The sequence below is a fragment of the Ralstonia mannitolilytica genome (assembly GCF_000954135.1).
Classification (GTDB): Bacteria; Pseudomonadota; Gammaproteobacteria; order Burkholderiales; family Burkholderiaceae; genus Ralstonia; species Ralstonia mannitolilytica.
In genome coordinates this window covers 460,590-487,254 of sequence record NZ_CP010799.1, presented here as the reverse complement: position 1 = coordinate 487,254, position 26,665 = coordinate 460,590, and the positions used below count along the sequence as shown (strand labels likewise).

The window sequence follows — 26,665 nt, the reverse complement described above, 5'->3', positions numbered from 1 at the left end:
CTAGCCCGGCGTGCGGCGCGGCCGGAACGCCGCCATCACGCGGCGCGTGACGAACAACGAGAGGTAGTCGTGCACCCGCGCATCGGCGGCCAATGTGCGCAATGTCTCCATGTACTGCACGCGGACAAGGTCGGCCGGCGCGCCGGTGTCCTGCGCGATCTTGTCGATCTGCTCATCCTGGTCTGCAATGGCGGTACCCATGTCTGCTTCCCGTGCTGGCTGGCCTGTGCGGCGAATGACCACTATAGGAAACGCGCCGGAACAATCCAGCCCTGTTGCAAAGCTTTCAGTGCGCCGCCTGACTCGCGTCAAGATGGTGCGGCGGCGTCACGCCGACACTGCCTCGGCAGCCTATTTGCTCCAGTTTGCCGGCATGCTCTGCAGGCCGATGGGAGTGCCCGATGCGTCCGTCACCCGCGACAGCTCACGATAGGCGCTCGCCTGCACCCGCTCGGGCAACGGTACGAACTTCGCGCGCGCGGCCAGCTCGTCCCCGTGGAAGTAACCCCACGTCAGAAACTTCAAGGCCGCCAGCGTGCGTGTGCCTGAGCGGCTCACCGCCGGCACGATGATGAACGTGCCCATGGTGATCGGCCACGTTTCCGCGCCGGGCAGATTGACCAGCGGCGCGGTGAAATCGCCCTTGCGGTTCCACGCGCTTTGCAGCACGGCCTCACGGAAGCCGCTGACCTGCGCGCTCACGAAGCGTCCCGCCGCATTGCGCAGCTGCACGCCGTTCAGGTCGTTGTCGACGACGTAGTTGTAGTCGACATACCCGATCGCTCCCGGCGTCGCCTGCACGGCCTTGACCACGTCCGTGCTGCCCTTGGCGGCGGTGAAGCCTGCCGGCCAGCTCACCGTCGACCTGGCGCCGTACGTGGCCTTCCACTCGGGGCTGACCGCGCTCAGGTAATCGGTGAAGTGGTATGTGGTGCCGGAGCCATCGGCGCGCACGACGGGGTGGATTTTCAGCTTGGGCAGCGTCATGCCTGGATTCAGCGCACGCAGCTCCGGGGCATCCCATGTCTCGACCTTGCCGAGGAAGATCTGGGCGAGCAGCTCGCCCGTCAGCTTCAACTGGCCGCGCGGCACACCGGGCACGTTCACAAAGGGAACCGCGCCCGTGACCACCGACGGCACGCAGACCAGGCCGGCCTTGGATGCCTCCGCCGCGGAAAGCGGCACGTCTGACGCGCCGAAGTCGACGTCGCCGGCGCGAATGCGCTTCAAGCCTTCGCCGGAACCCACCGCGTCATAGCTGAGCGTGACGCCGGACGCCGCCGCATACCCCGTCGACCACACGCGATAGACCGGTGCGGCGGCCGTCGACCCTGCACCGCGCACCTGCGCGCCCGCGACCACCGGCAAGCCCGCGGCTGCAACAGCCAGGGCGAAAACAATGTGCTTGAACATGGAAAGCGCCGCAACCGGCGGAGGAGAGCAAAGCTCGCGATTGTAGCGACGCATTGATGACAGGACGGCATGCGAAGCCGTTCGCGTCTGGCCTCGCCGCGCTGTGTGTTGTAAGGCATTCCGCAAACGTTCGGCACGGGAAGTCGGGTCCGGAAGCGATTGTCTGCCCGGAATGTTTCCAATATATTGGAAATATGGAAGAAACCCTCGTCATCCGTTCCTTAGCCGCGCTCGCGCACACCGTGCGGCTGCGTGTGTTTCGCATGCTCGTGGCGGCCGGACCCGCGGGCCTCACGCCGGGCGCCCTCGCAGAACAGCTGGACGTGCCCGGCGCGACGCTGTCGTTCCACCTCAAGGAGCTCATGAGTGCGCAACTCGTGACCCAGGAGCGGAACGGCCGCCACCTGATCTATCGGGCCGCATTCGCGCACATGAACGGGCTGCTCGGCTTTCTCACTGAAAACTGCTGCCAGGGCGCGCCGTGCCTCGATGTCAGCGCCGTTTCCTGCCAATGTTGATGCGCTTGCCTGACGTATGCCGACGAATGTCCTGATCCTGTGTACGCACAACTCCGCGCGCAGCGTGCTGGCCGAAGGCATGCTGAACCACTGGGCACGCAGGCTCTCCAGGGATGTGCGTGCCTACAGCGCAGGCAGTGCGCCAAGCGGCCGCCTGAACCCGTTTGCCGTGGAAGCGCTCGCCAATGCCGGCGTCGACGTGGCCGGCTACCACAGCAAGAGCTGGGATGCCTTCGCGGCAGACGGTGCACCGCACATGCGCATCGTCATCACCGTGTGTGACAGCGCGGCGGCCGAGGCGTGTCCGTATTGGCCGGGCAGCCCCGTCAAGGTCCATTGGGGCTATGCCGACCCGTCCAACGCCCCGGGCGGCGACGCGGACAAGCGCCAGGCCTTCGAGCTGACACGCCAAGCGATCGGCTACCGCATGCTGCAGTTGCTGGCGTTGCCGCTTGACACGCTGAGCAACGCCGAGCTTCAGACCGCGCTCGAGCGCATCGCGCAGACCTGAACGCCATGGCGGACCTGCGTACCCGGCTGCTGGCCGAATCGATGGGAACGGCGTTGCTGCTGGCCATCGTCATTGGCTCGGGCATCATGGCCGAGCGGCTTGCCGGCGGCAACGCGGCAGTGGCGCTGCTCGCCAATACGGCGGCCACGGTCTGCGGTCTGTACGTGCTGATCGAACTGTTCGGGCCGATCAGCGGCGCGCATTTCAATCCGGTGGTGAGCGCGGCGCTGGCCTTGCGTGGCGAGATGCCGCGTGCGGCGCTGGCGCCCTACATGGCCGCGCAGTTTGTCGGCGCCGTGCTGGGAGCGTGGCTCGCGCAGGCCATGTTCGACATGACGCTGCTGCAGTTTTCCACCCGGTTGCGCAGCGGGTCAGGGCAGTGGATGGCCGAGGCGGTGGCGACCGCCGGCCTGCTGCTCGTGGTCCTGCGCGCGCCGTCGGGCAGGGCATCGTCCCTCGTGGCCGCGTACATTGGCGCGGCGTACTGGTTCACGGCCTCGACGTCGTTTGCCAACCCGGCGGCGGCATTCGGGCGCATGTTCAGCAACAGCTTTGCGGGCATCGCGCCGGCAAGTGTTCCGGGCTTTGTCATGGCCGAGTGCGCCGGCGCGGCGATCGGGCTGGGGCTGCACCTGCTGCTGCAGCCGCGTACGGTGCAGCCTGCCCCGCCCAACCTCGTCGAGCGCTCAGGCGACTGAGCTGCGCCGCCTCACTTCACCAGCCCTTCGGCCTTCATCGCTTCGTGCACGGCGGGCCGCGCGCTCACGCGGGCCATGTAGGCCTGCACGTTCGGATAGGCCGTCATCGGCAGCGCGAGGAAGTTACTCCAGTTCAGCACCGTGAAGGCGTAGGCGTCGGCCACGCTGTAGGTCTCGGCCAGATACGGCTGCTTGGCCAGGCGGGCGTCGAGCTCGGCAAAGTGCTTGGCGAGCTTGTCCTTGGTGCTCTGGCGCGTTGCCTCGGGCGTCTCCTTGTGCCACAGCGGGCCGAAACCCTTGTGCAGCTCGGAGCTGATAAAGGTCAGCCATTCGATCACCGCCAGGCGATGGGCGCTGCCGGCCTTGCCGATCAAAGCATGCGCGGGATCGAGGTCGGCCACGTATTGGAGCAGGGCGGCGGCTTCGGTGTGGCGCGAGCCGTCGGAGAACTCCAGCAGCGGCACGTAGCCGCGCGGCGAGATCGTATAGAAATCCGTCCCGTCGGCGGTGAGGTGCTTGGCGAGGTCCACTGCGGTCAGGTCGAACTTTGCGCCCACTTCACGCAGGGCGATGTGTACGGCCAGTGAGCACGTGCCGGCGGCGTAGTAGAGCTTCATGAGAGATCCGTCTTGATTGCGTGTTGAGAACCCGTGACCACCGGGCGGCGGCAACGGCGCTGGCAACACTGTAGGATTGCGCAGATGCCAATGAAATAGGCGGGACAGAAAACCATGCTTGCACAAACGCAATACCGCCTGAGCGCCGCGGATCTCGAGATCGTCCTGGCGCTGGCGCGCGCCGGCACCCTGGCGGCCGCGGGCGAGCGGCTCGGGGTGGACGCGTCGACGGTGTTCCGGTCGTTGCAGCGCATCGAGCGCGGACTGGGCCAGGCGCTGTTTGCCCGCTCGCGCACCGGTTACCTGGCGGGCGAACTGGCGCTGCTGCTGGCCGAGCAGGCGGAGCAGGTGGAATCGGCCCTCGAGGCGGCCCGCGCCGTCGTCCATGCCGCGCCAGAAGAGGTCTCGGGCACGGTGCGCATCACCACCACCGACACCATCCTCGTGGGGCTCGTCGCGCCGGCGCTCAAGGCGCTGCAGGCGCAGCATCCGAACCTCGGCTACGACCTGCACGCGGGCAACGAGCTGGCGAGCCTCACCCGCCGCGATGCGGATATCGCCGTGCGCGCCACGCGGCGCCCGCCGCAGCACCTGGTCGGCAAGCACCTCGGCACCCTTCGCGTGGCGCTGTACGCGGGTCGGACGAGCGGCCTGACCTATGCCGACGTCGAGGCCGGCCGCACGCCGTGGATCGCCATTGACGAGGCGATCCCCGAACACCCTTCGGTGGGCTGGCGCAAGCGGCATTTTCCGAAGGTGGTGCCCACGTATTCCGTCAACAGCCTGCAGGTCGTGGCCGAGATGGTGGCCGCGGGCATGGGCGTCGGCATCCTGCCCGTGCTCACGGCGCGGGTGCGCAGCGACCTGGTCCTGCTGCGCGACCTGCCCGACGCCAACCCGTCCGAGCTGTGGCTGCTGACGCATCCGGAGTCGCGCCATCTGCGGCGCATCGCGACGGTGTACGGGCACCTTGCGCAAACGCTGCGCCTGGCCTGATCCGCAGGTGACGCACCGGGCCGGGCCCGAAGCCGGTCGGCAGCCCCCTCGCATGGGCGGACGGCCGCGCCTCAAGTTCGCGGCGGGGCTGCCGTAGCTTGCTCAGTGGCCCCCGACAGCCGGCAGTGATCCTGAAGGGCGCTACGGTCGCACCGTACGCAGACAGATTCATGCAGGACGTTCCATCCGGAAGCATCATGATCTCCTCCCTTCGCACCCGCATTCTCATCATCTCGTCGGCTACCGTGATCGGCGCATTGGCCCTGTCCGGCGCCGCCACGTATTCCATCGTGCGCAGCAACACGATGGAGAGCATCGACCAGAACCTCGCCGCCATCGCCAGCGGCAACACGCTGGCCATCGACAAATGGGTCGCGGCCAAGGCGCAGGCCGTCAAGGCCACCGCCGAGGTCATCGAGCACGGCGACCCGCAGGGCTTCGGCAAGCAGATGGGCAACGCCAACGGTTTCCCGATCATCACGATCGGCTGGACCGACAAGTCGTTCATCTCCACCAGCAGCACCACGCCCAAGGACTACGACCCCACCGGCCGCCCCTGGTACAAGCAGGCCATTGCAGCCGGCAAGCTGCTCGTCACCAAGCCGTATGGCGACGTGTCGACCGGCGTGCCGTACGTGTCGTTTGCGGCGCCCCTCGTGAAGAACGGCGAGACGGCCGGCGCGCTCTCGGGCGCCGTGCCCCTCGACGGCGTGCGCGAAGTCGTGGCCGCGGTGCATCCGACGCCATCGAGCCTGGCGTTTGTGGTGGCCAAGGACGGCCAGGTCATCGCACACCCCGACGCCAAGCTGATGCTCAAGCCGGCCACCGACGTGGCGGCATCGCTCACGGCGGAGACGCTGGCGAACCTGGCCAAGGCCACGTCGCCGCTGGAAGTGGAGCTGGCCGGCGCGGCCAAGCTGCTCAAGGCGCAGGCCGTGCAGGGCACCGACTGGTATCTGGTGATCGCGCTGGACAAGGCCGAGGCCACCGCCGGCCTGCGCAATGTCGTCAAGGCGCTGGCCGTGGCCATGGTGCTGCTGACGCTGGCGGCCGTGGGCATCGCCGCGTTCTTCACGTCGCAGTCGTTCCGCCGGCTGTCGCAGGTGCGCGATGCAATGGACACCATCGGCGCGGGCGGCGGCGACCTCACGCACCGCCTGCCTGTGGTCGGCAACGATGAAGTCGCGCAGATCAGCGCGTCGTTCAACACTTTCATCGACAAGATCGGCGCGGTGCTGCTGGAAGTGCGCGCCAGCGTCGAGAACATGAAGTCGGCCACCGGCGAGATCGAGATGGGCAACCGCGACCTGTCCAGCCGCACGGAAGCGTCGGCCAGCAACCTGCAGCAAACCTCGGCGGCGCTGACCGAGCTGACGACGAGCGTGAAGAGCTCGGCCGACGCCGCGATGCAGGCCACGCGCCTGGCGAGCGACGCCAGCCAGGCCGCCACGCGCGGCGGCGAGGTGGTCTCCAGCGCGGTCAGCACGATGGACGAGATCGCCAAGTCGTCGGCGCGCATCACCGAGATCATCGGCGTGATCGACAGCATCGCGTTCCAGACCAACATCCTCGCGCTCAATGCCGCCGTCGAGGCGGCCCGCGCTGGCGACAACGGCCGGGGCTTTGCCGTGGTGGCCGGCGAGGTGCGCACGCTTGCCCAGCGCAGCGCCACCGCCGCGCGCGAGATCAAGGACCTGATCCAGGCATCGGAAGCCAGTGTGAAGACCGGCGCCGAGCGCGTGCAGGCCGCGGGCGCGACGATGCAGGAGATCGTGCAGGGCATCGAGCGCGTCGCCCACATCATCGGCGAGATCGACGGCGCGATGCACGAGCAGAGCGCCGGCATCAGCCAGATCGACCGCAGCGTTGCCGAGATGGATCAGGCCACGCAGCAGAACGCGGCGCTGGTGGAACAGTCGACGGCCGCCTCCTCAATGCTCAACGAACAGGCGCACAGCCTGGCGCGCACGGTGGGCCTGTTCAAGCTGCGCGCCGGTTAAGCGCGCGGGGGCTACATCGAACGGCCGTCGAAGTGCTTGACGGGCACGCTGTCCAGGTCGATGTCTTCCAGGCAGCGGATGTTGACCGCGATCGTCGGTGTGCCATCGGGCATCTTGCCCTCGGCATACGGGTGGATGCCGCACGTCGGGCAGAAGCGGTGATTGATCACGTGCTTGTTGAAGACGTAGGTGCTGGCGTTGGCTTCCGGTGTGAGCAGGCGCACCTTGTCGCGAGGCACGAACCACAGCAGTGAGCCCTTGCGCCGGCAGATCGAGCAGTTGCAGGCCATGGCGCTTTCCGGGTGGCCTTCGACTTCGAAGGCGACGTGTCCGCAGTGGCAGCTTCCCTTGTGTGTCATGCAGGGCTCCTCGGGGGGTGGGATGGAATGGGCGGGCTCCACTATAGGCGACACCGGCGGATGGCCCAAAAACACCATCCCTTACAATGGCCCCCTTCGTAAAACCGCATCCGCCATGTCCGCACCGCTCGCCAACGACACCTTCCTGCGCGCCCTGCGCCGCCAGCCGACCGACTACACGCCGCTGTGGCTGATGCGCCAGGCGGGCCGCTATCTGCCCGAGTACAACGCCACGCGCGCGCGAGCCGGCAGCTTCCTCGGCCTGGCCAAGTCGCCGGCGTATGCGACCGAGGTGACGTTGCAGCCGCTGGATCGCTACCCGTTGGACGCGGCAATCCTGTTTTCCGACATCCTGACCGTGCCCGACGCCATGGGCCTGGGGCTGTCGTTCGCGCAAGGCGAGGGGCCGCGCTTTGCCAAGCCGGTGCGCACGGAAGCCGATGTGGCGGCGCTGTCGGTGCCGGACATGTCGTCGCTGCAATACGTGTTTGACGCCGTGGCGGAAATCCGCCGTGCGCTCGTCCAGGACGGCCGGCAGCGCGTGCCGCTCATCGGCTTCTCGGGCAGCCCGTGGACGCTCGCCTGCTACATGGTGGAAGGCGGCGGTTCGGACGACTTCCGCACCGTCAAGTCGATGCTCTACGCGCGCCCGGACCTGATGCACCGCATCCTGGAGATCAACGCGCAGGCCGTGATCGACTATCTGAATGCGCAGATCGATGCCGGTGCCCAGGCCGTGCAGATCTTCGATACGTGGGGCGGGGCGCTGGCCGACGGCATCTACCATGAGTTCTCGCTGGCCTACATGGCGCGCGTGGTGCAAGGCATTCGCGCTGGCGCCGACGGCCAGCGTGTGCCGGTCATCCTCTTCACCAAGGGCGGCGGCCTGTGGCTCGAAGCCATGGCCGAGACCGGTGCCGACGCGCTGGGTGTGGACTGGACCGTCAGCCTGCAGCGCGCCCGCCAGCGAACGGCGGGCCGCATTGCCCTGCAAGGCAACCTGGACCCCACCGTGCTGTTTGCCGAGCCGGAGGCGATCCGCGCGCAAGCGCGCCGCGTGCTGGAAGACTATGCAGCCGGCGGTGGCAGCGATGGCCACATCTTCAACCTCGGCCACGGCATCTCGCAGTTCACCCCTCCCGAGGCGGTGTCGGTGCTGGTGGACGAGGTGCACAGCTTCAGCCGGACGCTGCGCGCAAAGGCGGCTTAACGGGGCCATGCTGCGGCGCGATGGCGTTTGAATTGAGCCGTCGCGGTGCGTGAAGCCGGCGGCACGAGTGGAATCGTCGCCGCTTTGGTGCGCCGAGGGTGAGTGACTACTCGCCCGCCGGTGGCCCCATCTGGCCCTGGCCTGCTGTCAAGCGATTTATTTCGCGCGTTTTGGTGCGCAAGCGGGCTGTCAAGACTTGACTTATGCACAAAGCTGTCGCGGCGGGGTTTTTTCGCGGCGCAACAGGAGGTGCTTGCCACATCCATCGCATAAGTGTTTGATTTTTTTGGAAGAATGCGGCGTGCGCGGAAATCGTGCAAGCTAGAAAAGCGCTGGATTTATCGGCCTTCGCGGGCGCCGCGAGCGACTTTTCAACAAAGTTATCCACAGCTTGTGTGGATAGCCTGGAAAACCGGTCACCGATCAGGGCGTCAAGGCACAAATCTCAAGTAGTACTTGAACATCGCGCCGGCTGGGGCGGTCGTTGCGGCGGCAAGGTGAGATGGCGGGTGCGCTTTTCTGACGTGCGGCTGCGCCGATGCGCTGCAACAATCTCTTGGCCTTTCAACCGCTTGTGCTTCGCATGACCACCACCCACGTCGACGTTGCGATTACCGATGGCCCCGTGGCGGCCGCCATCGCGCGTGTCGTGATCGACACGCCGCTCGACGCCGTGTTTGACTACCGTTGCGCGCAGCCCGTGCTGCCGGGGCAACTCGTGGTCGTGCCATTCGGCAACCGCCGCGTGGTGGCGCTCGTGGTGGAGACCGCCGCCACCACCGACGTGCCGCAAGACAAATTGCGCGACGTCGAGCGCGTGCTGGACTGGGTGCCGCCGTTGGACGCCGAATGGCGTGCGCTGGCCGAATTTGCCGCGGGCTATTACCACCGCGCGCTCGGTGAAGTGACGCTGCCCGCGTTGCCGCCGCTGTGGCGGACCCCGGGCAGTTGGGACAACCTCGCCCGGCAGGCCACCGAAACGGTCTACGTGATGGTGGAGCCGGCCCGTGCGGCATTGCTGGACAGCGTTCCCAGGCGCGCCCCCGGCGCCATGCGGCTGGCCGAAGCGCTGACCGGCGACGGCGAGCTTTCCACCAGCGCCGCCGTCGCGCTGCACGGGCAGGCCATTGCCAAGCTGCGCGACTGGGCGGCGCTCGGCTGGCTGCGCGCCGAGTTGCGCCCGAAGCTGCTGCTGCCGCAGCCGCCGTCGCTGCCCGAGCCATCCGGCGCGCCGGCCTTGAATGCCGAACAGGCGGCGGCCGTGAGCGCCATTGCCGAGGCCGGAGCGCAGGGCACGTTCAGCCCCTTCCTGCTGTACGGCGTGACGGGCAGCGGCAAGACGGAGGTCTACCTTCACGCGATCGCCGACACCCTGGCGCGCGACCCGGCTGCCCAGGTCCTGATGCTGGTGCCCGAGATCAACCTGACGCCGCAGCTCCAGGCGCGCATCGCCGCGCGTTTTCCCGGCGTGCCGATGGCCGCCCTGCACAGCGGCCTGGCGGAGCAGCCGCGCGCGCTGAACTGGCTGGCTGCACACCGCGGCGAGGCGCGCATCGTGCTCGGCACACGGCTGGCGATGCTGGCGTCGCTGCCGAACCTCGCGCTCATCCTCGTCGACGAAGAGCACGACACGTCGTACAAGCAGCAGGAAGGCTTGCGTTATTCGGCGCGGGACCTGGCGCTGTGGCGGGCCAAGCAGCGCCAGATTCCCGTCGTGCTCGGTTCGGCCACGCCGTCGCTGGAAACCTGGTGGCGCGCCGAACAGAACGCCACCACGCGCCTGACGCTATCGCACCGCGCGCAAGCCGAGGCGGTGTTGCCGCGCGTGTCGCTCATCGACCTCAATCTGGAGCGCCGCGCCGGGCGGGAGATCCGCGACGGGCTGTCCAAACCGCTCGTCGACGCGATGGCGGAGCGCCTCGCGCGCGGCGAACAGAGCCTGCTGTTCCTCAACCGCCGCGGTTACGCGCCGGTGCTGTCATGCGATGCGTGCGGCTGGCTGTCGGGCTGCCCGCGCTGCTCCGCGTACCTGGTGCTGCACAAGCCCGAGCGCCGCCTGCGCTGCCACCACTGCGGCCATGAATCGCGCATCCCGCATCACTGTCCCGACTGCGGCAACGTCGATATCGCCCCGCTCGGGCGCGGCACGCAACGCATCGAAGAGACGCTCGGCGAGCTGTTCCCGCAGGCCCGCGTCGCCCGCATCGACGCCGATTCCACCCGCCACAAGGGCAGCGCCGAAGCGCTATTCGACACCGTGCACGAAGGCAGCGTCGATATCCTGATCGGCACGCAGATGGTCGCCAAGGGGCACGACTTCCAGCGCGTGACGCTGGTGGGCGTGGTCGCGCCCGATTCCTCGCTGTTCTCGCACGACTTCCGCGCGGGGGAGCATCTCTTTGCCTCGCTGATGCAGGTGGCGGGCCGCGCGGGCCGGGCGGGCTTGGCCGGCGAGGTGCTGATTCAGACGCGGTATCCCGACGCACCGGCGCTGCAGGCGCTGGTTCGGCACGACTATGACGGTTTTGCGCGCCAGCTGCTGCGGGAGCGCAAACAGGCCGGGCTGCCGCCGTTTGCCTATCAGGCGTTGTTGACCGCAGAGCACAAGGAAGTCGCACGCGCGCTGGAGTTCTTGGGCGCCGCGCGTTCGGCTGGTGAAGCCTTGGCCGCTGAATTGGGCGCGCCGGTGTTTTTGCATGATCCGGTGCCCATGACGATGGTGCGCCTGGCCAACCGCGAGCGGGCGCAGTTGCTGGTGGAATCGGGTTCTCGCGCGGCGTTGCAGAAGCTTTTGACGGCCTGGACTGAGGGGTTTGCGGGGATTGGCAAGACTGTGAAGGGGGTGCGGTGGCAGTTGGAGATTGATCCTTTGAGGATTTGAGGGCTGGTGGTCCACCCTCCTTTCGTTCCCTGCCGGGACCGACTTACTTTTCTTTGGGCAAGACCAAAGAAAGTGAGTCAGCCCCGGCAGGGGATGAAACAAGGGATGCACCAAAAGCCAAAAAACCCACCCACCAAAACAATAAAGTCGCCCCAAAAGCCCCCAACCCCCTCTCCGGTTGCACCCCAATCTACCCATTTCGAACCAAGGGGTTTCACTAGGTTGCACCATCGGCTTCGCCAGGCGTATGATCCGCCCAATTTGCCGGCCACAAGCCTTGGCAATGGCAGCTTTGGATAGGAACCCACATGGCTACAACCACCCTCGGGGTCAAGCTGGACGATGCTTCGCGTGAACGCCTCAAGCGCGTTGCGCAGTCCATTGACCGCACGCCGCATTGGCTGATCAAGCAGGCGATCTTCACGTATCTGGATCAAGTGGAGCGGGGGCAGCTGCCAACTGATGCAAACGGCCCGGCGGCGGATGGCCTCCCGTCCGCCGCCGCAGCCGTCTCGGACGTGCACGAGGGTGACGAGCCCACGGTGCAACCGTTCCTCGAATTTGCGCAGAGCGTGCAACCGCAATCGGTCCTGCGCGCTGCCATCACGGCGGCCTACCGCCGGCCGGAAACCGAAGCCATTCCGATGCTGCTGGAGCAGGCCCGCCTGCCGGGCGCGCTCGCCTCGGACGCGAAGCAGCTCGCCCGCAACCTCGCCGGCAAGCTGCGCACGCAAAAGGTCGGCACCGGCCGCGAAGGTCTGGTGCAGGGCCTGATCCAGGAATTCTCGCTGTCGAGCCAGGAAGGCGTGGCGCTGATGTGCCTGGCCGAGGCGCTGCTGCGCATTCCCGACAAGGCCACGCGCGACGCGCTCATCCGCGACAAGATCAGCAACGGCAACTGGCATTCGCACCTCGGCCAGAGCCCGTCGCTGTTCGTGAACGCGGCCACCTGGGGTCTGCTGCTGACGGGCAAGCTGGTCGCCACGCACAATGAAGCGGGCTTGTCGCGCGCGCTCACGCGCATCATCGGCAAGAGCGGCGAGCCGCTGATCCGCAAGGGCGTGGACATGGCGATGCGCCTGATGGGCGAGCAGTTCGTCACCGGCGAAACCATTTCCGAAGCGCTGGCCAACGCGCGCAAGTTCGAAGCCGAGGGCTTCCGCTACTCCTACGACATGCTCGGCGAGGCCGCGATGACGGAGGAAGACGCCCAGCGCTACCTCGCGTCGTACGAGCAGGCCATCCGCGCGATCGGGCAGGCTTCGGGCGGGCGCGGCATCTACGAAGGGCCGGGCATCTCGATCAAGCTGTCGGCGCTGCACCCGCGCTACAGCCGCGCGCAATACGAGCGCACGATCAACGAGCTGTATCCGCGCGTGAAGGGTCTGGCGATGCTGGCCCGCGAATACGACATCGGCATCAACATCGATGCGGAAGAAGCCGACCGCCTGGAGCTGTCGCTCGACCTGCTGGAGCGCCTGTGCTTTGCACCGGAGCTGGCCGGCTGGAACGGCATCGGCTTCGTGGTGCAGGGCTACCAGAAGCGCTGCCCGTTCGTGCTCGACTACATCATCGACCTGGCCCGCCGCAGCAAGCATCGCCTGATGATCCGCCTGGTGAAGGGCGCGTACTGGGACAGCGAGATCAAGCGTGCGCAGGTCGACGGGCTGGAGGGCTATCCGGTCTACACGCGCAAGGTCTACACCGACGTGTCGTACCTGGCGTGCGCACGCAAGCTGCTGGCCGCGCCGGACGCGATCTTCCCGCAGTTCGCCACGCACAACGCGCACACGCTGGCGGCCATCTACCACATGGCCGGCCAGAACTATTACCCCGGCCAGTACGAATTCCAGTGCCTGCACGGCATGGGCGAGCCGCTGTACGAACAGGTCGTCGGCAACAAGCCGGGCAAGCTGAACCGCCCGTGCCGCATCTATGCGCCGGTCGGCACGCATGAAACGCTGCTCGCCTACCTGGTGCGCCGTCTGCTGGAAAACGGTGCCAACACCTCGTTCGTGAACCGCATTGCGGACGAGTCGATCCCGCTGGACGACCTCGTCGCCGACCCGGTGGAGGTGGTGGAGAAGATGCACGCCGAGGAAGGGACGCTCGGCCTGCCGCATCCGAAGATTCCGCTGCCGCGCAATCTGTATGGCAACGTCCGCGTGAACTCGGCCGGTATCGACCTGGCCAACGAGCAGCGCCTGGCGTCGCTGTCGTCGGCGCTGCTGGCGGGCACGAGCACGGTCTGGACGGCCGAGCCGACCATCGGCGATGCGCCGTACACCGGCGGCACACCGCAGCCCGTGCGCAATCCGGCAGACCTGCGCGACATCGTCGGCCACGTGACCGAAGCCAATGAGGCGGACGTCGACGCCGCACTCGCGGCCGCCACGGCTGCCGCCCCAATCTGGCAAGCGACGCCGCCGGAAGCGCGCGCCGCGCTGCTCGATCGCGCCGCCGACCTGATGGAAGGCGAGATGCAGCACCTGATGGGCCTGATCATCCGCGAGGCGGGCAAGACGCTGTCCAACGCCATCGCCGAAGTGCGCGAGGCCGTCGACTTCCTGCGCTACTACGCGGCGCAGGTGCGCGGCGGGTTCTCGAATGACACGCATCGCCCGCTAGGCCCGGTGGTCTGCATCAGCCCGTGGAACTTCCCGCTGGCGATCTTCACCGGCCAGGTCAGTGCCGCGCTGGCTGCGGGCAACCCGGTGCTGGCCAAGCCCGCTGAACAGACTCCGCTGATCGCGGCGCAAGCCGTACGCATCCTGCGCGAAGCCGGCGTGCCGGCCGGTGCCGTGCAACTGCTGCCGGGCCGCGGTGAGACTGTCGGCGCGGCGCTGGTGAAGGACGGGCGCACCAAGGGTGTGATGTTCACCGGTTCGACCGAAGTTGCGCGCATCCTGCAGCGCACGCTGGCCGGCCGCTTGGATGCCAACGGTGCGCCGATCCCGCTGATCGCCGAGACCGGCGGCCAGAACGCGATGATCGTCGATTCGTCCGCGCTGGCCGAGCAGGTGGTGGCCGATGTGCTGTCGTCTGCGTTCGATTCGGCGGGGCAGCGCTGCTCGGCGCTGCGCGTGCTGTGCCTGCAGGATGACGTGGCCGACCGCGTGCTGGCGATGCTCAAGGGCGGCATGGCCGAACTGGCGATGGGCAATCCCGACCGGCTGTCCACCGATGTGGGCCCGGTGATCGACGCCGAAGCGCGCGACAACATCGTCGGCCACATCGAGGCGATGCGCGCCAAGGGCCGCCGCGTGCACCAGACGCCGGTGCCCGATGCCTGCGCGCACGGCACCTTCGTGCCGCCGACGGTCATCGAGCTCGACAGCTTGTCGGATCTGACGCGCGAGATTTTCGGCCCCGTGCTGCACGTGATCCGCTGGAAGCGCACCGCCGACAACACGGGCCTGACCAAGCTCATCGAACAGATCAACGGCACGGGCTACGGTCTGACGCTGGGCATCCACACGCGCATCGACGAGACCATCGCGCACGTCGTGGATCGCGCGCACGTCGGCAACCTGTATGTGAACCGCAATATCGTCGGCGCCGTGGTCGGCGTGCAGCCGTTCGGCGGCGAGGGCCTGTCGGGCACCGGCCCGAAGGCGGGCGGCCCGCTGTACCTGCTGCGCCTGCTGTCGACGTGCCCGCAGGACGCCATGCGCACCGCATTGCAGCTGACCGCAGGCGCCGGCACCGAAGTCGACACCGACGCGCGTCGCGCGCTGCTGGCCCCGTTCGATGCCCTGACGGACTGGGCCCGCAAGCAATCGCCGGCGCTGGCAGCGCTGTGCGAACGCCTGGCGGCCGCCACGGCGACGGGCGCCACGGCCACGCTGCCGGGCCCCACCGGCGAGCGCAATACCTACACGCTGTTGCCGCGCGATGCGGTGCTGTGCGTGGCGGCGGATCCGGCCGACTGGCTGCGCCAGCTGGCGGCCGTGCTGGCCGTCGGCAGCGTCGCTGTGGTGCAGGAAAACCCTGCCATTGAAGCGGTACTGCGTACCCTGCCGGCGGCAGTACAATCGCGCGTCCGCGTGGTGGGGACGCTGGAAGAAGCGGCCTTCGACGCGGTGCTGCACCACGGCGATTCGGACCATCTGCGCGCCATCTGCGAAGGCCTGGCGCGGCGTGCCGGCCCGATCGTCGGCGTGCAAGGTCTGCCGCATGGCGGGGAAGGGCTGGCGCTGGAGCGCCTGCTGATCGAGCGTTCGCTGTCGGTCAATACGGCCGCGGCGGGTGGTAACGCCAGCCTGATGACCATCGGCTGACGGGGAGCAAGAGCAGGATTCGCGGTTCGATTCGTACGACGGGTGCGGATGGGATGCGAAGCGGGAGGAGGGCGGCGGTGATCCCGTCGCGCTATGGATCCAAATTGCGTTTGAACTAGGAGACGCACAAATGAAATTGAAGCAACTGTGGGTGGCGGCGGCGCTGTGTGCGCTGGGTGGTGCAGCATCGGCGCAGGAAGTCATCAAGCTCGGCTACGCCGGCCCGATGACCGGTCCCCAGGCCCAGTACGGCAAGGACATGCAGAACGGCCTGACGCTGGCCGTGGAGGAGTTCAACGCCACCAAGCCGAAGATCGCCGGCAAGGAAGTCAAGTTCCAGCTGATCTCGGAAGACGACCAGGCTGACCCGAAGACCGGCACGACCGTCGCGCAGAAGCTCGTGGACAGCGGCATCAAGGGCATGCTCGGCCACTTCAACTCGGGTACGACCATTCCGGCTTCGCGCATCTACAACAATGCCGGCATTGCGGAAATCGCGATGGCCACGGCGCCGGAATACACCAAGCAGGGCTACAAGACGACGTTCCGCATGATGACTTCCGACACCCAGCAGGGTTCGGTGGTCGGCACGTACGCCGTCAAGAAGCTTGGCTACAAGAACATCGCCATCATCGATGACCGCACCGCATATGGCCAAGGCCTGGCGGACGAATTCGAGAAGGCCGCCAAGGCTGCCGGCGCCACCATCGTGCGTCGCGAGTTCACCAACGACAAGGCGACCGACTTCAAGGCCATCCTCACGCAGATCAAGGCCAAGAAGCCGGACGCCGTGTTCTACGGCGGCGCGGAAGGCCAGTCGGCACCGCTGGTCAAGCAGATGCGCGAGCTGGGCATCAAGTCGACGCTGATCTCGGGCGAAATGTCCAAGACCGACGAGTTCATCAAGCTGGCGGGCGCGCAGGCTGCCGAAGGCGTGGTGTGCTCGCTGGCCGGCCTGCCCCTGGAACAGATGCCGGGCGGCGCCGCTTACAAGCAGCGCTATGAGAAGCGCTTCGGCACGCCGGTGCAGACGTACTCGCCGTACGCCTATGACGGCGCGATGGCGCTGATGCAGGCCATGGTCAAGGCCGGCTCGTCGGACCCGGCGAAGTACCTGCCGATCCTGGCTGCCACCAACATGCAGGGCGTGACCGCCAAGCACTATGCCTACGACGACAAGGGCGACCTGAAGGACGGCGGCATCACCGTCTACAAGGTCACCGGCGGCAAGTGGGTCCCGCTGGAGAGCGTGGGCGGGAAGTAATCCGTCCGGCTTCCGCCGTCCGCAGTATGAGAACCGCCCCCCGGGGCGGTTTTTCTTTGCCTGCGGTAATGCGCTCAAAACGCAGACTTGCCGGTATCTGCATCGAAAATCATCGATCTATTGTTAAATATCGTGTAACGAGGCGGTATCGCGTGTCAGTGCTTGGCTGACTTTTACATTTGGGTGCTTCGGGTACCATGTCGGCCATGACAGGACTTCACGATCTCTTCCCCTCGTGGCCGCCGGAACCGGGCGGCCTGTTCTGGATCGGGCTGGCGCTGGTGGGCGCGGCCCTGTGCGGCGAGTTTGCGCGCGTGGCGCTGCGGCTGCCGCGCATCGTGGGCTATGCGGCGGCCGGATTGGTGGCGGGTGTGCTGGGCCGCCCGCTCATCGACGCCGACATGCTCGACCAGACCCACATCCTCATCGAGATGGCGCTGGCGCTCGCGCTGTTCGAGCTCGGGCACCGGCTCTCGTTCGAGTGGCTGCGCGCCAATCGTTGGCTGTTGCTGACCAGTGGCTTCGAGAGCCTGCTGACCTGGGGCCTCGTCACGTGGGTGCTGCAGCTGTTCGGTGTGGCGGTGCCGGTGGCGGTGGCCGCAGGCGCCATCGCCGTGGCCACGTCGCCGACGGTGCTGCTGCAATTGAAGAACGAACTGCGCGCCGAAGGCCAGGTGACGGAGCGGCTGCTTTCGCTCGGCGCGCTCAACAGCATCTACGCGAGCGTGCTGGTGCCGCTGACCGCGGGCTGGCTGCACAGCGAATACGGGCATTGGGGTGCGGCGCTGCTGCATCCGCTGTACCTGCTGGCAGGTTCCGTGCTGCTGGCCTGGGTGGCGGGCAAGGTCGGCCATGCGCTGTATCACCGCATGGCGGGTGACGATCACTACGCGTTTCTGGTGCTTGTCGGCCTGGTGCTGTTTGCCCTGGCGATGGCCAAGCTGCTCAAGCTCTCGGTGCCGCTCACGCTGCTGCTGGCGGGCGTCGTGTTCAAGCACCAGGACGATCACCCGCGCGTGTGGCCGTCGCACTTCGGCAGCGCGGGCAGCATCCTGATCGTGGTGATGATCGTCTCGCTCGGTCTGCCGCTCAAGGCATCGGACTGGGTGATCGGCGGTGTGGCCGCAGTGGCGCTGGTGCTGTCGCGCTTCATTGCCAAGCTGGCGGCGACGACCGCGCTGGGTTCGTTCTCGGGCCTGTCGATGCGCCAGAGCGTGGCGCTGGGCCTGGCACTCGGACCGATGTCGGGACTGTCTTGGCTGCTCATGCACGACACCGCGGTACTGTATCCGCAAACCGGCGGGCCGCTGGCCGCCATCATCCTGTGCACGCTGGCGATCCAGCAGATTGCCGCACCGATCCTCACGGCACGTTCGTTGCGTTGGGCGGGTGAGGTACGGCAGGAAGAAGGGAGGCACTGAGCCCCATGTCGCTTGAACCGTTCTCGAAATCCGAAGCACTGACGTTTGGCGTCGAGCTGGAACTGCAGCTCGTCAATCGTCACGACTATGACCTGGCCTCGGCCTCGCCGGACTTGCTGCGCATGCTCAAGGGCAAGGAGTATCCCGGCGACATCAAGCCGGAGATCACCGACTCGATGATCGAGATCTCCACCGGCATCTGCCACAGCCACGACGAGGCCCTGTGGCAGCTGCGCGAGATGCGCGACCGCATGGCCGAAGCGGCGACGGCGCTGAACATCGGCATCTGCGGCGGCGGCACGCACCCGTTCCAGCAGTGGAGCCAGCGCCAGATTTCGCAGTCGCCGCGATATCAGTACATCTCGGAGCTGTACGGCTATCTGGCCAAGCAGTTCACGGTGTTTGGCCAGCACGTGCACCTGGGCTGCCCGAGCCCCGACGATGCGCTGTACCTGCTGCACGCCATGTCGCGCTACGTGCCGCACTTCATCGCGCTGGCGGCGTCCTCGCCGTTCGTGCAGGGTGTGGATACGGGGTTTGCCTCGGCGCGCATGAACTCGGTGAGCGCGTTTCCGCTCTCGGGCCGCGCGCCGTTCGTGCTGACATGGGATGCCTTCATTGCGTACTTCGACAAGATGCACGCCACCGGCGTGATCGAAAGCATGAAGGATTTCTACTGGGACATCCGCCCCAAGCCCGAGTACGGCACGATCGAAGTCCGCGTGATGGACACGCCGTTGACGGTCGAGCGCGCCGCCGCCGTCGCGGCCTACATCCAGGCGCTGGGCCGCTGGCTGCTGCTCGATCGCCCGTTCATGCCGGTGGAGGACGACTACCTCGTCTACACCTTCAACCGCTTCCAGGCGTGCCGCTTCGGGCTGGCAGGCGAATACGTCGACCCGGCCACCGGCAACCGTGGCGCGCTGGCCGATCACATCCTGGAAACCAGCAAGCTGCTGTCGGAGCATGCCGAGGCGCTGTCGTCCGAAGGCGCGCTCGACATGGTGCGGGAGGTGGTGGAAGCGCGCGATGCCGATGCGGAATGGATCCGCGCGGCCCAGCGCGAAACCCGCAACCTGCACGAGACCGTGCGGCGCGGTTGCGGCCGATGGGCGCAGGCCGCCACGCAGCCTGCGTGAAGCACCGGCGGACGGTCAGCCGTTGCCGGCCGGGCCCGGCGCCTGCAGAGCGCGCTGCATGAAGACGAGGTCGAGCCACTGGCCACGCTTGATGGCGGCCTCGGGCATGCGACCCACCTCCTTGAAGCCGAGCTTTTCGTGCAGGCGGATCGACGCCGCATTGGCCCCGTCGATGGCGCCCACCATCACATGTTTGCCCAGCGCTGCGGCGCGCTCGCACAGCGCCTCCACGAGCACGCGGCCGAAGCCCTTGCCGCGCCAGTCGCGGTGGATGTGCACCGAGTGTTCGACCGTCGTGCGGAAGCCCGGATACGGCCGGAAGTCGCCGAACGACGCAAAGCCTGCGACCTGCCCGTCGTCGTCGGCCACCAGGACCGGATAGCCCTGCGTAGCGCGCAGCGCCAGCCACGCGCGGCGGTCTTCCAGGGTGGACAGCGTCTCCGTGTACACCGCGTTGGAGTTGGCGATCACGTCGTTGTAGATGGCGAGGATCGCGGGCAGGTCGGCTTCGGTGGCGTCGCGCAGCAGCATGGTGAATCGTCGGGCGTCAGTCAGTGAGTCGGGCGCACGGCCAGCACGCGGCGCGCGAACGCCCAGCATACCAACGCGAAGACGATCAGCCCAAGCCATTGCGCCGTGCCTTCGAACGACGCGCCCACGACCGCCAGCGGCGCATCCTTGCCCGTGGCGCCGATGATGGCCGCCATCAGCACGCCGACCAGGCTTTCGCCCACGATCAGGCCCGAGGCGAGCAGCACGCCGTGGCGGTTCGGCACTTCGGCATAGCGCTCGTACGGCACGCCCGCGGCCTGCGCGCGCCTGGCCAGGATCTTCTCGATGATCCACGCCAGCACCGCGCCCGTCACCAGCACCGTGCTCACGGTCGGCGGCAGGTAGATGCCGATGCCCACTGCCAGCACCGGCAGCCGAGCGGCACCGCCACGCTGCTTGAGCGCCCAGTCGATGGCGATCAGGATCACGCCGACGGCGATGCCCGCGATCACCATGTTCCATTCCAGCTGGTGCGTGAAGATGCCGGTGGCGATGGCGGTCATGAGCGTCGCCTGCGGCGCGGACAGCGCCTGCGACGCGTCCATGCCGGCACGCGGCAGTGCGCCGGGGAAGCCGTACGCGTTGTACAGCAGCTCCAGCACGGGCGAGATGACCGCCGCGCCCGCCACGCAGCCGATCAGCAGCGCCACCTGTTGCCGCCATGGCGTGGCGCCGACCAGCCAGCCGGTCTTCAGATCCTGCAGGTTGTCGTTCGAGATGGTCGCCACGGCCACCACCGCCGAGGTCGTGAAGATCGCCAGCGCGATGCCGAGCCGGCTCGCTTCCGGCGAGCCCAGCAGGCCGTTGTCCGCGCCCACGGCCAACAGCAGCAGCGACACCAGCGTGATGGCGATGATGCCGATGCCCGAGATCGGGCTCGACGACGAACCGATCAGCCCGGCCATGTAGCCGCACGCCGCGGCCACCAGGAAGCCGAACACCACGGCGAAGACGACCGCGCATGCAATGAGCGTCCAGCGCGAGCCGGCCGACAGCATGGTGGGCGCCAGGAAGGCCGCAAAGGTGATCACCAGCACGGCCACCATGGCCAGCGTGACCAGGAGGATCCAGCGCGGCGCCATGTCCTGCTCGGTGCGCTGCGTGGCGTCCGCTTGCGGGCGCAGGCTGCCGAATGAGCGCTTCATGCCGTGCAGCACCGGGCCGATGAGCGTGCCGAGCGTCCACACGGCGGCCACGGCGATCACGCCCGCGCCGATGAAGCGCACCTGCGTGCGCCACACGTCGGTGCCGAACGCGGCGAGCGTCTTGCCCGCCGGCATCGGCGTGATGGACGTCAGGTACGGCACCGCGATGCCCCACGCGATGACCAGGCCCACCAGCATGGCGATCCCGGCCACCACGCCGATCAGGTAACCGGCACCCAGCAGCGCGGTCGAAAACCCGAGCGGCAGCCGCACGACCGATGCGCCGGCGGCAAGCCACCAGCTCGCGCCTTCGCCCAGCACACGCAGGCCACTGGTCGCAAACGCGACCACAGCCGCCACGATGCCGCCGGTGGCGATATCGCGCATGCCGGTGGCAGCGGGCACCGCGTCGTCGGCCGTGGCATCGGAGCCGTCGGCGAGCTGGCCGCTGCCCACCCGCAGGATTTCCGCCGCGGCCACGCCTTCGGGGTAGGGCAGGTCACTCTGCACGACCATCGCGTGACGCAGCGGAATTGTGAACACCACGCCGAGCATGCCGCCGGCCATGCACACGCCGAACGTCTGCCAGAACGGGAAGCCTTGCCAGTGGCCGATCATCACGAGGCCCGGCAGGATGAAGATGATGGAAGACAGCGTCCCGGCCGCGGACGCCTGCGTCTGCACCATGTTGTTCTCGAGGATGTTCGTGCCGCCCAGCATGCGCAGCACCGCCATCGAGATGACGGCGGCCGGGATCGCGGAAGAGAACGTCAGGCCCACTTTCAGGCCAAGGTACACATTGGATGCGGTAAAGATCACGGTGATGATGGCACCGAGGATCATGCCGCGCAGCGTCAGCTCCGGCAGGGTTGCGGCCGGAATGTGCTTGGAAGGATGGGGGGATTGCATCCTGCGGGTCTCCGATGAGGGTTTTGTGGCCCGGATTATAGGAGGGGCAGGAGGCGGGTGAGGGCGTCGGGGGTTGCAGCGAACCTCTAATCCGCTGCTCTGCGGCGGATTGCGCAAATGCAAAGGGCCGGCAAGGCCGGCCGCACGCAGCGATGCAACGATGCGGCGATCACGCGCCCAGCAGTTCCGCCACCGCGCAGCCCACCACGACCGTCGCGCCGCGCAGGTCGTGCAGCCGCAGGTTCTCGTCGGTGTTATGGCCGCGCGCTTCCATCAGCGTACGCGGCCCGGCACCGTAGAGAACGGTCGGGACGCCGCGCGCGGTGTAGTGCCGGGCATCGGTGTACAGCGGCACGCCGTGGACCGGCACGTCGCCGCCGAACACCGCCTGCGCATGGCGACGCAACGCCCCGATGAGCGTCTGCACGCCCGGCAATTCCGCCAGCGGTTCGGCCAGGATGATGCGCTCGACCGACACCTCGATGCCCGGGCGATCCGCCGCGGCGCGCTCGATCACGGCACGCAGCTCTTCCTGGGCATCGCGCCCGGCCTCTTCCGGAATCATCCGGCGGTCGATGCGGAACGTCACCAGATCGGGCACGACGTTCGTGTTGATGCCGCCCTGGATCAGGCCGACGTTCAGCGTGGCGTGGTCGATGCCCGGCACGGCGGACTTGCGCGTCGCCAGTTCCCCGCGATACGCATACACGGCCTGCAGGATGTGCGTGGCCGCCTCGATGGCGTCGATGCCGGTGTGCGGCATGGCGGCATGCGCCTGCCTGCCGCGCACGGTCACCTCCACGTGCAGGCAGCCGTTGTGCGCCGACGTGATGCCGTATGCAAAGCCGGCCGAGATGGCGTAATCGGGCTGGCTCAGGCCCTGGTCCAGCAGCCATTTCGGGCCGACATCGCCGCCGGTCTCCTCGTCGTAGGTGAAATGCAGCTCGACCGTACCGTTGAGCTTCGCCCCGCGCTGCTCGGCGTCGATGAGCGCCAGCAGCGCCCACGTGTACGTCGCGAAATCCGATTTGGACACCGCCACGCCGCGGCCGAACATGGTCGGGCCGTGGTCGGTCTGGACGATCTCGCCGCCGTACGGATCATGCGTCCAGCCCAGGCCGGGCGGGACGACATCGCCGTGTGCGTTCATGGCGACGGTCGGGCCGCCGCTGCCGAACGTGTGGCGCACGATGAGGTTGGTGGCGCTGGCCATGCCGGCTGCGCGCACCTGCGCTTCGGGCACCGCATGCGCCTCGACGGTCAGGCCAAGGCCTTCCAGCAGTGCCTTGGCGCGCGCGGCGTGCGGGGCGCAGTCGCCGGGCGGGTTGTCCGACGGCACCTTCACCAGCTCGCGCAGGAAGTCGATCTGCTGCGCGTGCCCCGCCTCGACAAACGCGCGGATGTCCGCGTCGATGCCGGTGGCGGTGAGTTGAGCCTGGGTCATGTCGATGTCTCCGTATCGGTATTGGCGAAGGACGTTCAAAGTGACTGAGCCCCCGTTGTACGGGGGCTCAGGATGGTGCGGACGGCGAGGCGGCTACTGCGCGGCGCGCAAGGCCTCTTCGGTCAGCCATACCGATTCGGGCAGATCCTGCTCGTCGCAGTTGTGGCCTTCGCCGCCGCGGTCGACGACGATGAAGTCGCTGACCTGCTCCAGCGCCAGCAGCGGGTGATGCCACACGCCGCGCGCGTAGTTCACGCCCTGCCAGCCGCGCGACACGAAGGCGCGCAGCTTGGACGGATCAAGCCCGCCCGCAGGCGCCACGACCACCAGGTACGGCTTGTCGTTCAGCGGGATGAAGGCCTGGCTGCCGCGCGGATGGCGCTCCAGCATCTTCACTTCGAACGGCAGCGTGCGCGGCTGGCCGCGGAACAGGTTGATGAGCGCCCGGCCGCCTTCCCCCACGTCCACGTTGGCGAGGTCGTGAAAGCGCGTGGTGGTGCCCTGGTTGATCGGGAACTGCTTGGCGCCCTCGAGTTCGATCACATCGCCGAACGGGGCGAAGGCTTCACGCGTGAGCGGCTCGATGGTCAGCGCAATGCGCGCGATGGCGTCCTGGCTCATTCCAGCACCCCCCACAGGCGCAGGCGCGACACACCGCCGTCCGGGAACATGTTGAAGCGCACGTGCGTGACGACGCCCATGTCGGCGATCTCCGCTTCGTAGTAGTGCTGCAGGTCCATCTGCAGCTTCTGCTCGGGCAACAGCGTCTGCCAGAACATCGCTTGCGTCTTGAGCGAGCTGTCGGTGCCGCCCACCACGCGCGCGGCCTGGATGGACACGCGGTCGGCAAAGTTGCCCTTGAAGTGCGCCGTATCGACTTCGATCTTGCGGATGCGGCCCGGGTGCGCCAGCGCGATGATGCACCAGTCGTTGCCGGGCTCGCGGCGGCGGCGCGTCTCCCAGCCGTCGCCCATGTTCACGCCGCGGCCCGGCATGAGCATGCGCGAGGCCGGCCCGAAGTGTTCGTTGTTCGCTTCGACCACGTAGGCGCCGTTTTCCATCGCGGCGAGATCGAACAGCTGGGTCCGGTCCGCGCCCTTCCAGTCGACTTGCGGCTGGCCATACACGCGCAGGCGCGCGATGCCGCCGTCCGGGAAGATGTTCAGGCGCAGGTGCGTGTACGCGCCCGGGTCGGTCACGGCCACGTAGGCGTGGCTGTTGCCCTGCAGCGTGGTCGAGGGAACGATCTCGGTCCATTGCGTGGCATCGGTCGGCTCGCCGTCGGCCACGTAGGCGGCCTCGATGGACGCCGCCGGCGGGAAATTGCCGGTGAAGTGGCTCGTGTCGATGTCCACGCCCTTCACGACGCCCGGGCGGGCCAGCCGGACGATGCAGTAGTCGTAACCGCCGTTGCGGCGACGGCGCGTTTCCCAGCCGTCCATCCACTTGCCGTGGTCGTCGTATTTGCCGGGGATGAACACTGCCGGTTCGGGATTGAGCATGCGGCTCTTCGGTGCAAAGAACTCGTCGGTGGCGAACGTCGCTTCAGCGCCCAGGCGAGGGTCCGCCAGGTTCGGATAGCGGCGCGTGAAGTCGGGAGCGTTCGGATCGAGCGTAGGCATCGCCATGGGGGTCTCCTTGGGATCGGTCTCTGGATGGTATACGGCGGCCCCGATCGGCGAACTGCCGGACAACTGCAATACGAGAGGTCGGGCCGACGGTGCAGCATGTGGGCCAGGTGCGCAGGGCATTGCCGACTGCATGCGGGTCATCCTAGCATGTGAATTCAAAAATTGCATACAAAAATTGGATCGCCTATGATGCCGTGAACGCTCCAACAATCCAGCGCGACAACTTTGTGCGATGCAGCGAGCGCGACAGGGCTTTCCCGACAATCGCGATAGACGAAACGGGCGCCCAAGACACCTGAAATCCAAAGGAGGATTCACCATGCAACGCTTTACGCGCCCGCTGTTCGGGCAGGTTTTGATCGCCCTCGCGGTGGGCATCGCGCTGGGCATCTGGGCGCCCGACTTCGCGCAGCATCTCAAGCCGCTGGGTGACGGCTTCCTGAAGCTGATCAAGATGCTGATCGCGCCGATCGTCTTCTCCGTCGTGGTGGTGGGGATCTGCGGCGCGGGCGAGCTCAAGAAGGTCGGGCGCGTGGGCGGCAAGGCCGTCATCTACTTTGAGATCGTCACGACGATTGCGCTGGCGCTCGGCATCGGCCTGGCCTACGTGTTCGGCCCCGGCCACGGCATGAACGTCGACCCGAAGACGCTCGATCCGGCCGCCATGGCGTCGTACATGGACACCGCCAAGCAGGTGGAATCGACCGGCGTGGCCGCCTTCCTCCTCAAGCTGATCCCGGATACGTTCGTGAGCGGCTTTGTGAAGGGCGACATCCTGCAGGTGCTGCTGGTGTCGATCCTGTTCGGCTGCGCGCTGTCGCTGCTGGGTGAGCGGACCAAGCCGCTGGTCAACCTGATCGATCAGCTCTCGCACGTGCTGTTCCGCATGATGGCCGTGATCATCCGCCTGGCGCCGCTGGGCGTGCTCGGCGCGGTGGCGTTCACCGTCGGCAAGTACGGCGCCGGCTCGCTCAAGCAGCTGGGCTTCCTGGTGCTGCTGTTCTATGCGGCCGTGGCGCTGTTCGTGTTTGTGGTGCTCGGCACCATCCTGCGCGTGGCGGGCTTCAACATCTTCAAGCTGATCCGCTTTCTGCGCGCCGAACTGCTGGTGGTGCTGGGCACGGCATCGTCCGACGCGGTGCTGCCGTCCATCATGAACAAGCTGGAGAAGATGGGCATCAAGCGCTCGGTGGTGGGGCTGGTCATCCCGACGGGCTACTCGTTCAACCTCGATGCGTTCTCGATCTACCTGACGCTGGCCGCCGTGTTCATCGCGCAGGCGACCAACACGCCGCTGTCGATGCATGACCTGCTGCTGATCCTGGCCGTGGCGCTGATCACGTCCAAGGGTGCGCACGGCATTCCGGGCTCGGCCATCGTGATCCTGGCGGCCACGCTGTCGGTCATTCCCGCCATTCCGGCGATCGGGCTGGTGCTCGTGCTCTCCGTCGACTGGTTCATCGGCATTGCCCGCGCCCTGGGCAACCTGATCGGCAACTGCGTCGCCACGGTGGTGATCGCCGCGTGGGAAAAGGACATCGACCGCGTGCGCGCGAACGACGTGCTCGACGGCAAGATCGACATCACCGAAGAGGGCGAGGCGATCCCCCACGGCCATGGCATCGCGGCGCCGGGTGCGCCCACGCTGCCGCATGCCTGACGCGGCACGCCTGTCGG

General features: G+C 67.4%; 21 protein-coding genes. 12 read left to right on the top strand and 9 right to left on the bottom strand.

What is annotated here, in order from left to right; all coding sequences use genetic code 11:
- Together TK49_RS02360 and pstS are read right to left on the bottom strand one after the other, a co-directional pair.
- Complete coding sequence (locus TK49_RS02360; protein WP_045785273.1) at positions 1-201, bottom strand: DUF3562 domain-containing protein; 201 nt, start codon at positions 199-201, stop codon at positions 1-3.
- A gap of 150 nt (positions 202-351) precedes the next feature.
- On the bottom strand, positions 352-1,413 hold the full coding sequence (gene pstS / locus TK49_RS02355; protein ID WP_045785272.1) for a phosphate ABC transporter substrate-binding protein PstS: 1,062 nt from the start codon (positions 1,411-1,413) through the stop codon (positions 352-354).
- Between the two features lie 194 nt (positions 1,414-1,607).
- Between pstS and TK49_RS02350 the strand changes: the two genes are divergently transcribed.
- From TK49_RS02350 to TK49_RS02340, 3 genes are read left to right on the top strand one after another with little or no spacing between them, the layout of a single operon-like run.
- Positions 1,608-1,931, top strand: a complete 324-nt coding sequence (locus TK49_RS02350; RefSeq protein ID WP_045785271.1) for an ArsR/SmtB family transcription factor — start codon at positions 1,608-1,610, stop codon at positions 1,929-1,931.
- A gap of 16 nt (positions 1,932-1,947) precedes the next feature.
- Positions 1,948-2,442: an arsenate reductase ArsC gene (locus TK49_RS02345; RefSeq protein ID WP_045785270.1), complete on the top strand. Its 495-nt coding sequence runs from the start codon at positions 1,948-1,950 to the stop codon at positions 2,440-2,442.
- A gap of 5 nt (positions 2,443-2,447) precedes the next feature.
- Positions 2,448-3,140, top strand: a complete 693-nt coding sequence (locus TK49_RS02340) for an aquaporin (RefSeq protein WP_045785269.1) — start codon at positions 2,448-2,450, stop codon at positions 3,138-3,140.
- A gap of 11 nt (positions 3,141-3,151) precedes the next feature.
- On the opposite strand, the gene gstA is transcribed toward TK49_RS02340, so the two are convergent.
- Positions 3,152-3,757, bottom strand: a complete 606-nt coding sequence (gene gstA, locus TK49_RS02335; protein WP_045785268.1) for a glutathione transferase GstA — start codon at positions 3,755-3,757, stop codon at positions 3,152-3,154.
- A 114-nt stretch (positions 3,758-3,871) separates the two neighbouring features.
- Here gstA and TK49_RS02330 point away from each other — a divergent pair, with 114 nt between their 5' ends.
- Both TK49_RS02330 and TK49_RS02325 read left to right on the top strand, forming a co-directional pair.
- Positions 3,872-4,753, top strand: coding sequence for a LysR family transcriptional regulator (locus tag TK49_RS02330; RefSeq protein WP_045785267.1), 882 nt, complete (start codon positions 3,872-3,874; stop codon positions 4,751-4,753).
- Positions 4,754-4,950: 197 nt separating this feature from the next.
- Positions 4,951-6,753, top strand: a complete 1,803-nt coding sequence (locus TK49_RS02325; protein ID WP_045785266.1) for a methyl-accepting chemotaxis protein — start codon at positions 4,951-4,953, stop codon at positions 6,751-6,753.
- An 11-nt stretch (positions 6,754-6,764) separates the two neighbouring features.
- On the opposite strand, the gene TK49_RS02320 is transcribed toward TK49_RS02325, so the two are convergent.
- Positions 6,765-7,112, bottom strand: a complete 348-nt coding sequence (locus tag TK49_RS02320; protein WP_045785265.1) for a GFA family protein — start codon at positions 7,110-7,112, stop codon at positions 6,765-6,767.
- Positions 7,113-7,227: 115 nt separating this feature from the next.
- Between TK49_RS02320 and hemE the strand changes: the two genes are divergently transcribed.
- The 6 genes from hemE (at position 7,228) to TK49_RS02285 (ending at position 19,307) form a co-directional block, all read left to right on the top strand.
- Positions 7,228-8,322, top strand: a complete 1,095-nt coding sequence (gene hemE, locus TK49_RS02315; protein ID WP_045785264.1) for a uroporphyrinogen decarboxylase — start codon at positions 7,228-7,230, stop codon at positions 8,320-8,322.
- A gap of 583 nt (positions 8,323-8,905) precedes the next feature.
- A complete protein-coding gene (locus tag TK49_RS02310; protein WP_045787704.1) occupies positions 8,906-11,203 on the top strand; it encodes a primosomal protein N' in 2,298 nt (765 codons plus the stop codon).
- A 308-nt stretch (positions 11,204-11,511) separates the two neighbouring features.
- Positions 11,512-15,483, top strand: a complete 3,972-nt coding sequence (gene putA / locus TK49_RS02300; RefSeq protein ID WP_045785262.1) for a trifunctional transcriptional regulator/proline dehydrogenase/L-glutamate gamma-semialdehyde dehydrogenase — start codon at positions 11,512-11,514, stop codon at positions 15,481-15,483.
- Between the two features lie 130 nt (positions 15,484-15,613).
- A complete protein-coding gene (locus TK49_RS02295; RefSeq protein ID WP_045785261.1) occupies positions 15,614-16,747 on the top strand; it encodes a branched-chain amino acid ABC transporter substrate-binding protein in 1,134 nt (377 codons plus the stop codon).
- A 197-nt stretch (positions 16,748-16,944) separates the two neighbouring features.
- On the top strand, positions 16,945-18,168 hold the full coding sequence (locus TK49_RS02290; RefSeq protein ID WP_045785260.1) for a cation:proton antiporter: 1,224 nt from the start codon (positions 16,945-16,947) through the stop codon (positions 18,166-18,168).
- A gap of 5 nt (positions 18,169-18,173) precedes the next feature.
- The gene (locus tag TK49_RS02285) at positions 18,174-19,307 is read left to right on the top strand and encodes a YbdK family carboxylate-amine ligase (RefSeq protein WP_045785259.1); all 1,134 of its coding nucleotides are present in this window, start codon (positions 18,174-18,176) and stop codon (positions 19,305-19,307) included.
- Between the two features lie 15 nt (positions 19,308-19,322).
- Here TK49_RS02285 and TK49_RS02280 read toward each other — a convergent pair whose 3' ends face one another.
- From TK49_RS02280 to alc, 5 genes are all read right to left on the bottom strand, one after another.
- On the bottom strand, positions 19,323-19,838 hold the full coding sequence (locus tag TK49_RS02280; protein WP_045787703.1) for a GNAT family N-acetyltransferase: 516 nt from the start codon (positions 19,836-19,838) through the stop codon (positions 19,323-19,325).
- 20 nt (positions 19,839-19,858) lie between these two features.
- Entirely contained in the window at positions 19,859-21,913 is a 2,055-nt protein-coding gene (locus tag TK49_RS02275; protein ID WP_045785258.1) for an OPT family oligopeptide transporter, read from the bottom strand.
- A gap of 169 nt (positions 21,914-22,082) precedes the next feature.
- Positions 22,083-23,357 carry a M20/M25/M40 family metallo-hydrolase gene (locus tag TK49_RS02270; RefSeq protein WP_045785257.1) on the bottom strand — a complete coding sequence of 425 codons (1,275 nt, stop codon included), beginning with the start codon at positions 23,355-23,357 and terminating at the stop codon, positions 22,083-22,085.
- A 93-nt stretch (positions 23,358-23,450) separates the two neighbouring features.
- Complete coding sequence (locus tag TK49_RS02265; protein ID WP_045785256.1) at positions 23,451-23,978, bottom strand: ureidoglycolate lyase; 528 nt, start codon at positions 23,976-23,978, stop codon at positions 23,451-23,453.
- Complete coding sequence (gene alc / locus TK49_RS02260; RefSeq protein WP_045785255.1) at positions 23,975-24,985, bottom strand: allantoicase; 1,011 nt, start codon at positions 24,983-24,985, stop codon at positions 23,975-23,977. The genes TK49_RS02265 and alc overlap by 4 nt, the downstream gene beginning before the upstream one ends.
- A gap of 322 nt (positions 24,986-25,307) precedes the next feature.
- On the opposite strand from alc, the gene TK49_RS02255 reads away from it, so the two are divergent.
- Positions 25,308-26,648, top strand: a complete 1,341-nt coding sequence (locus tag TK49_RS02255; protein ID WP_045785254.1) for a C4-dicarboxylate transporter DctA — start codon at positions 25,308-25,310, stop codon at positions 26,646-26,648.
- Positions 26,649-26,665: the final 17 nt, after the last annotated feature.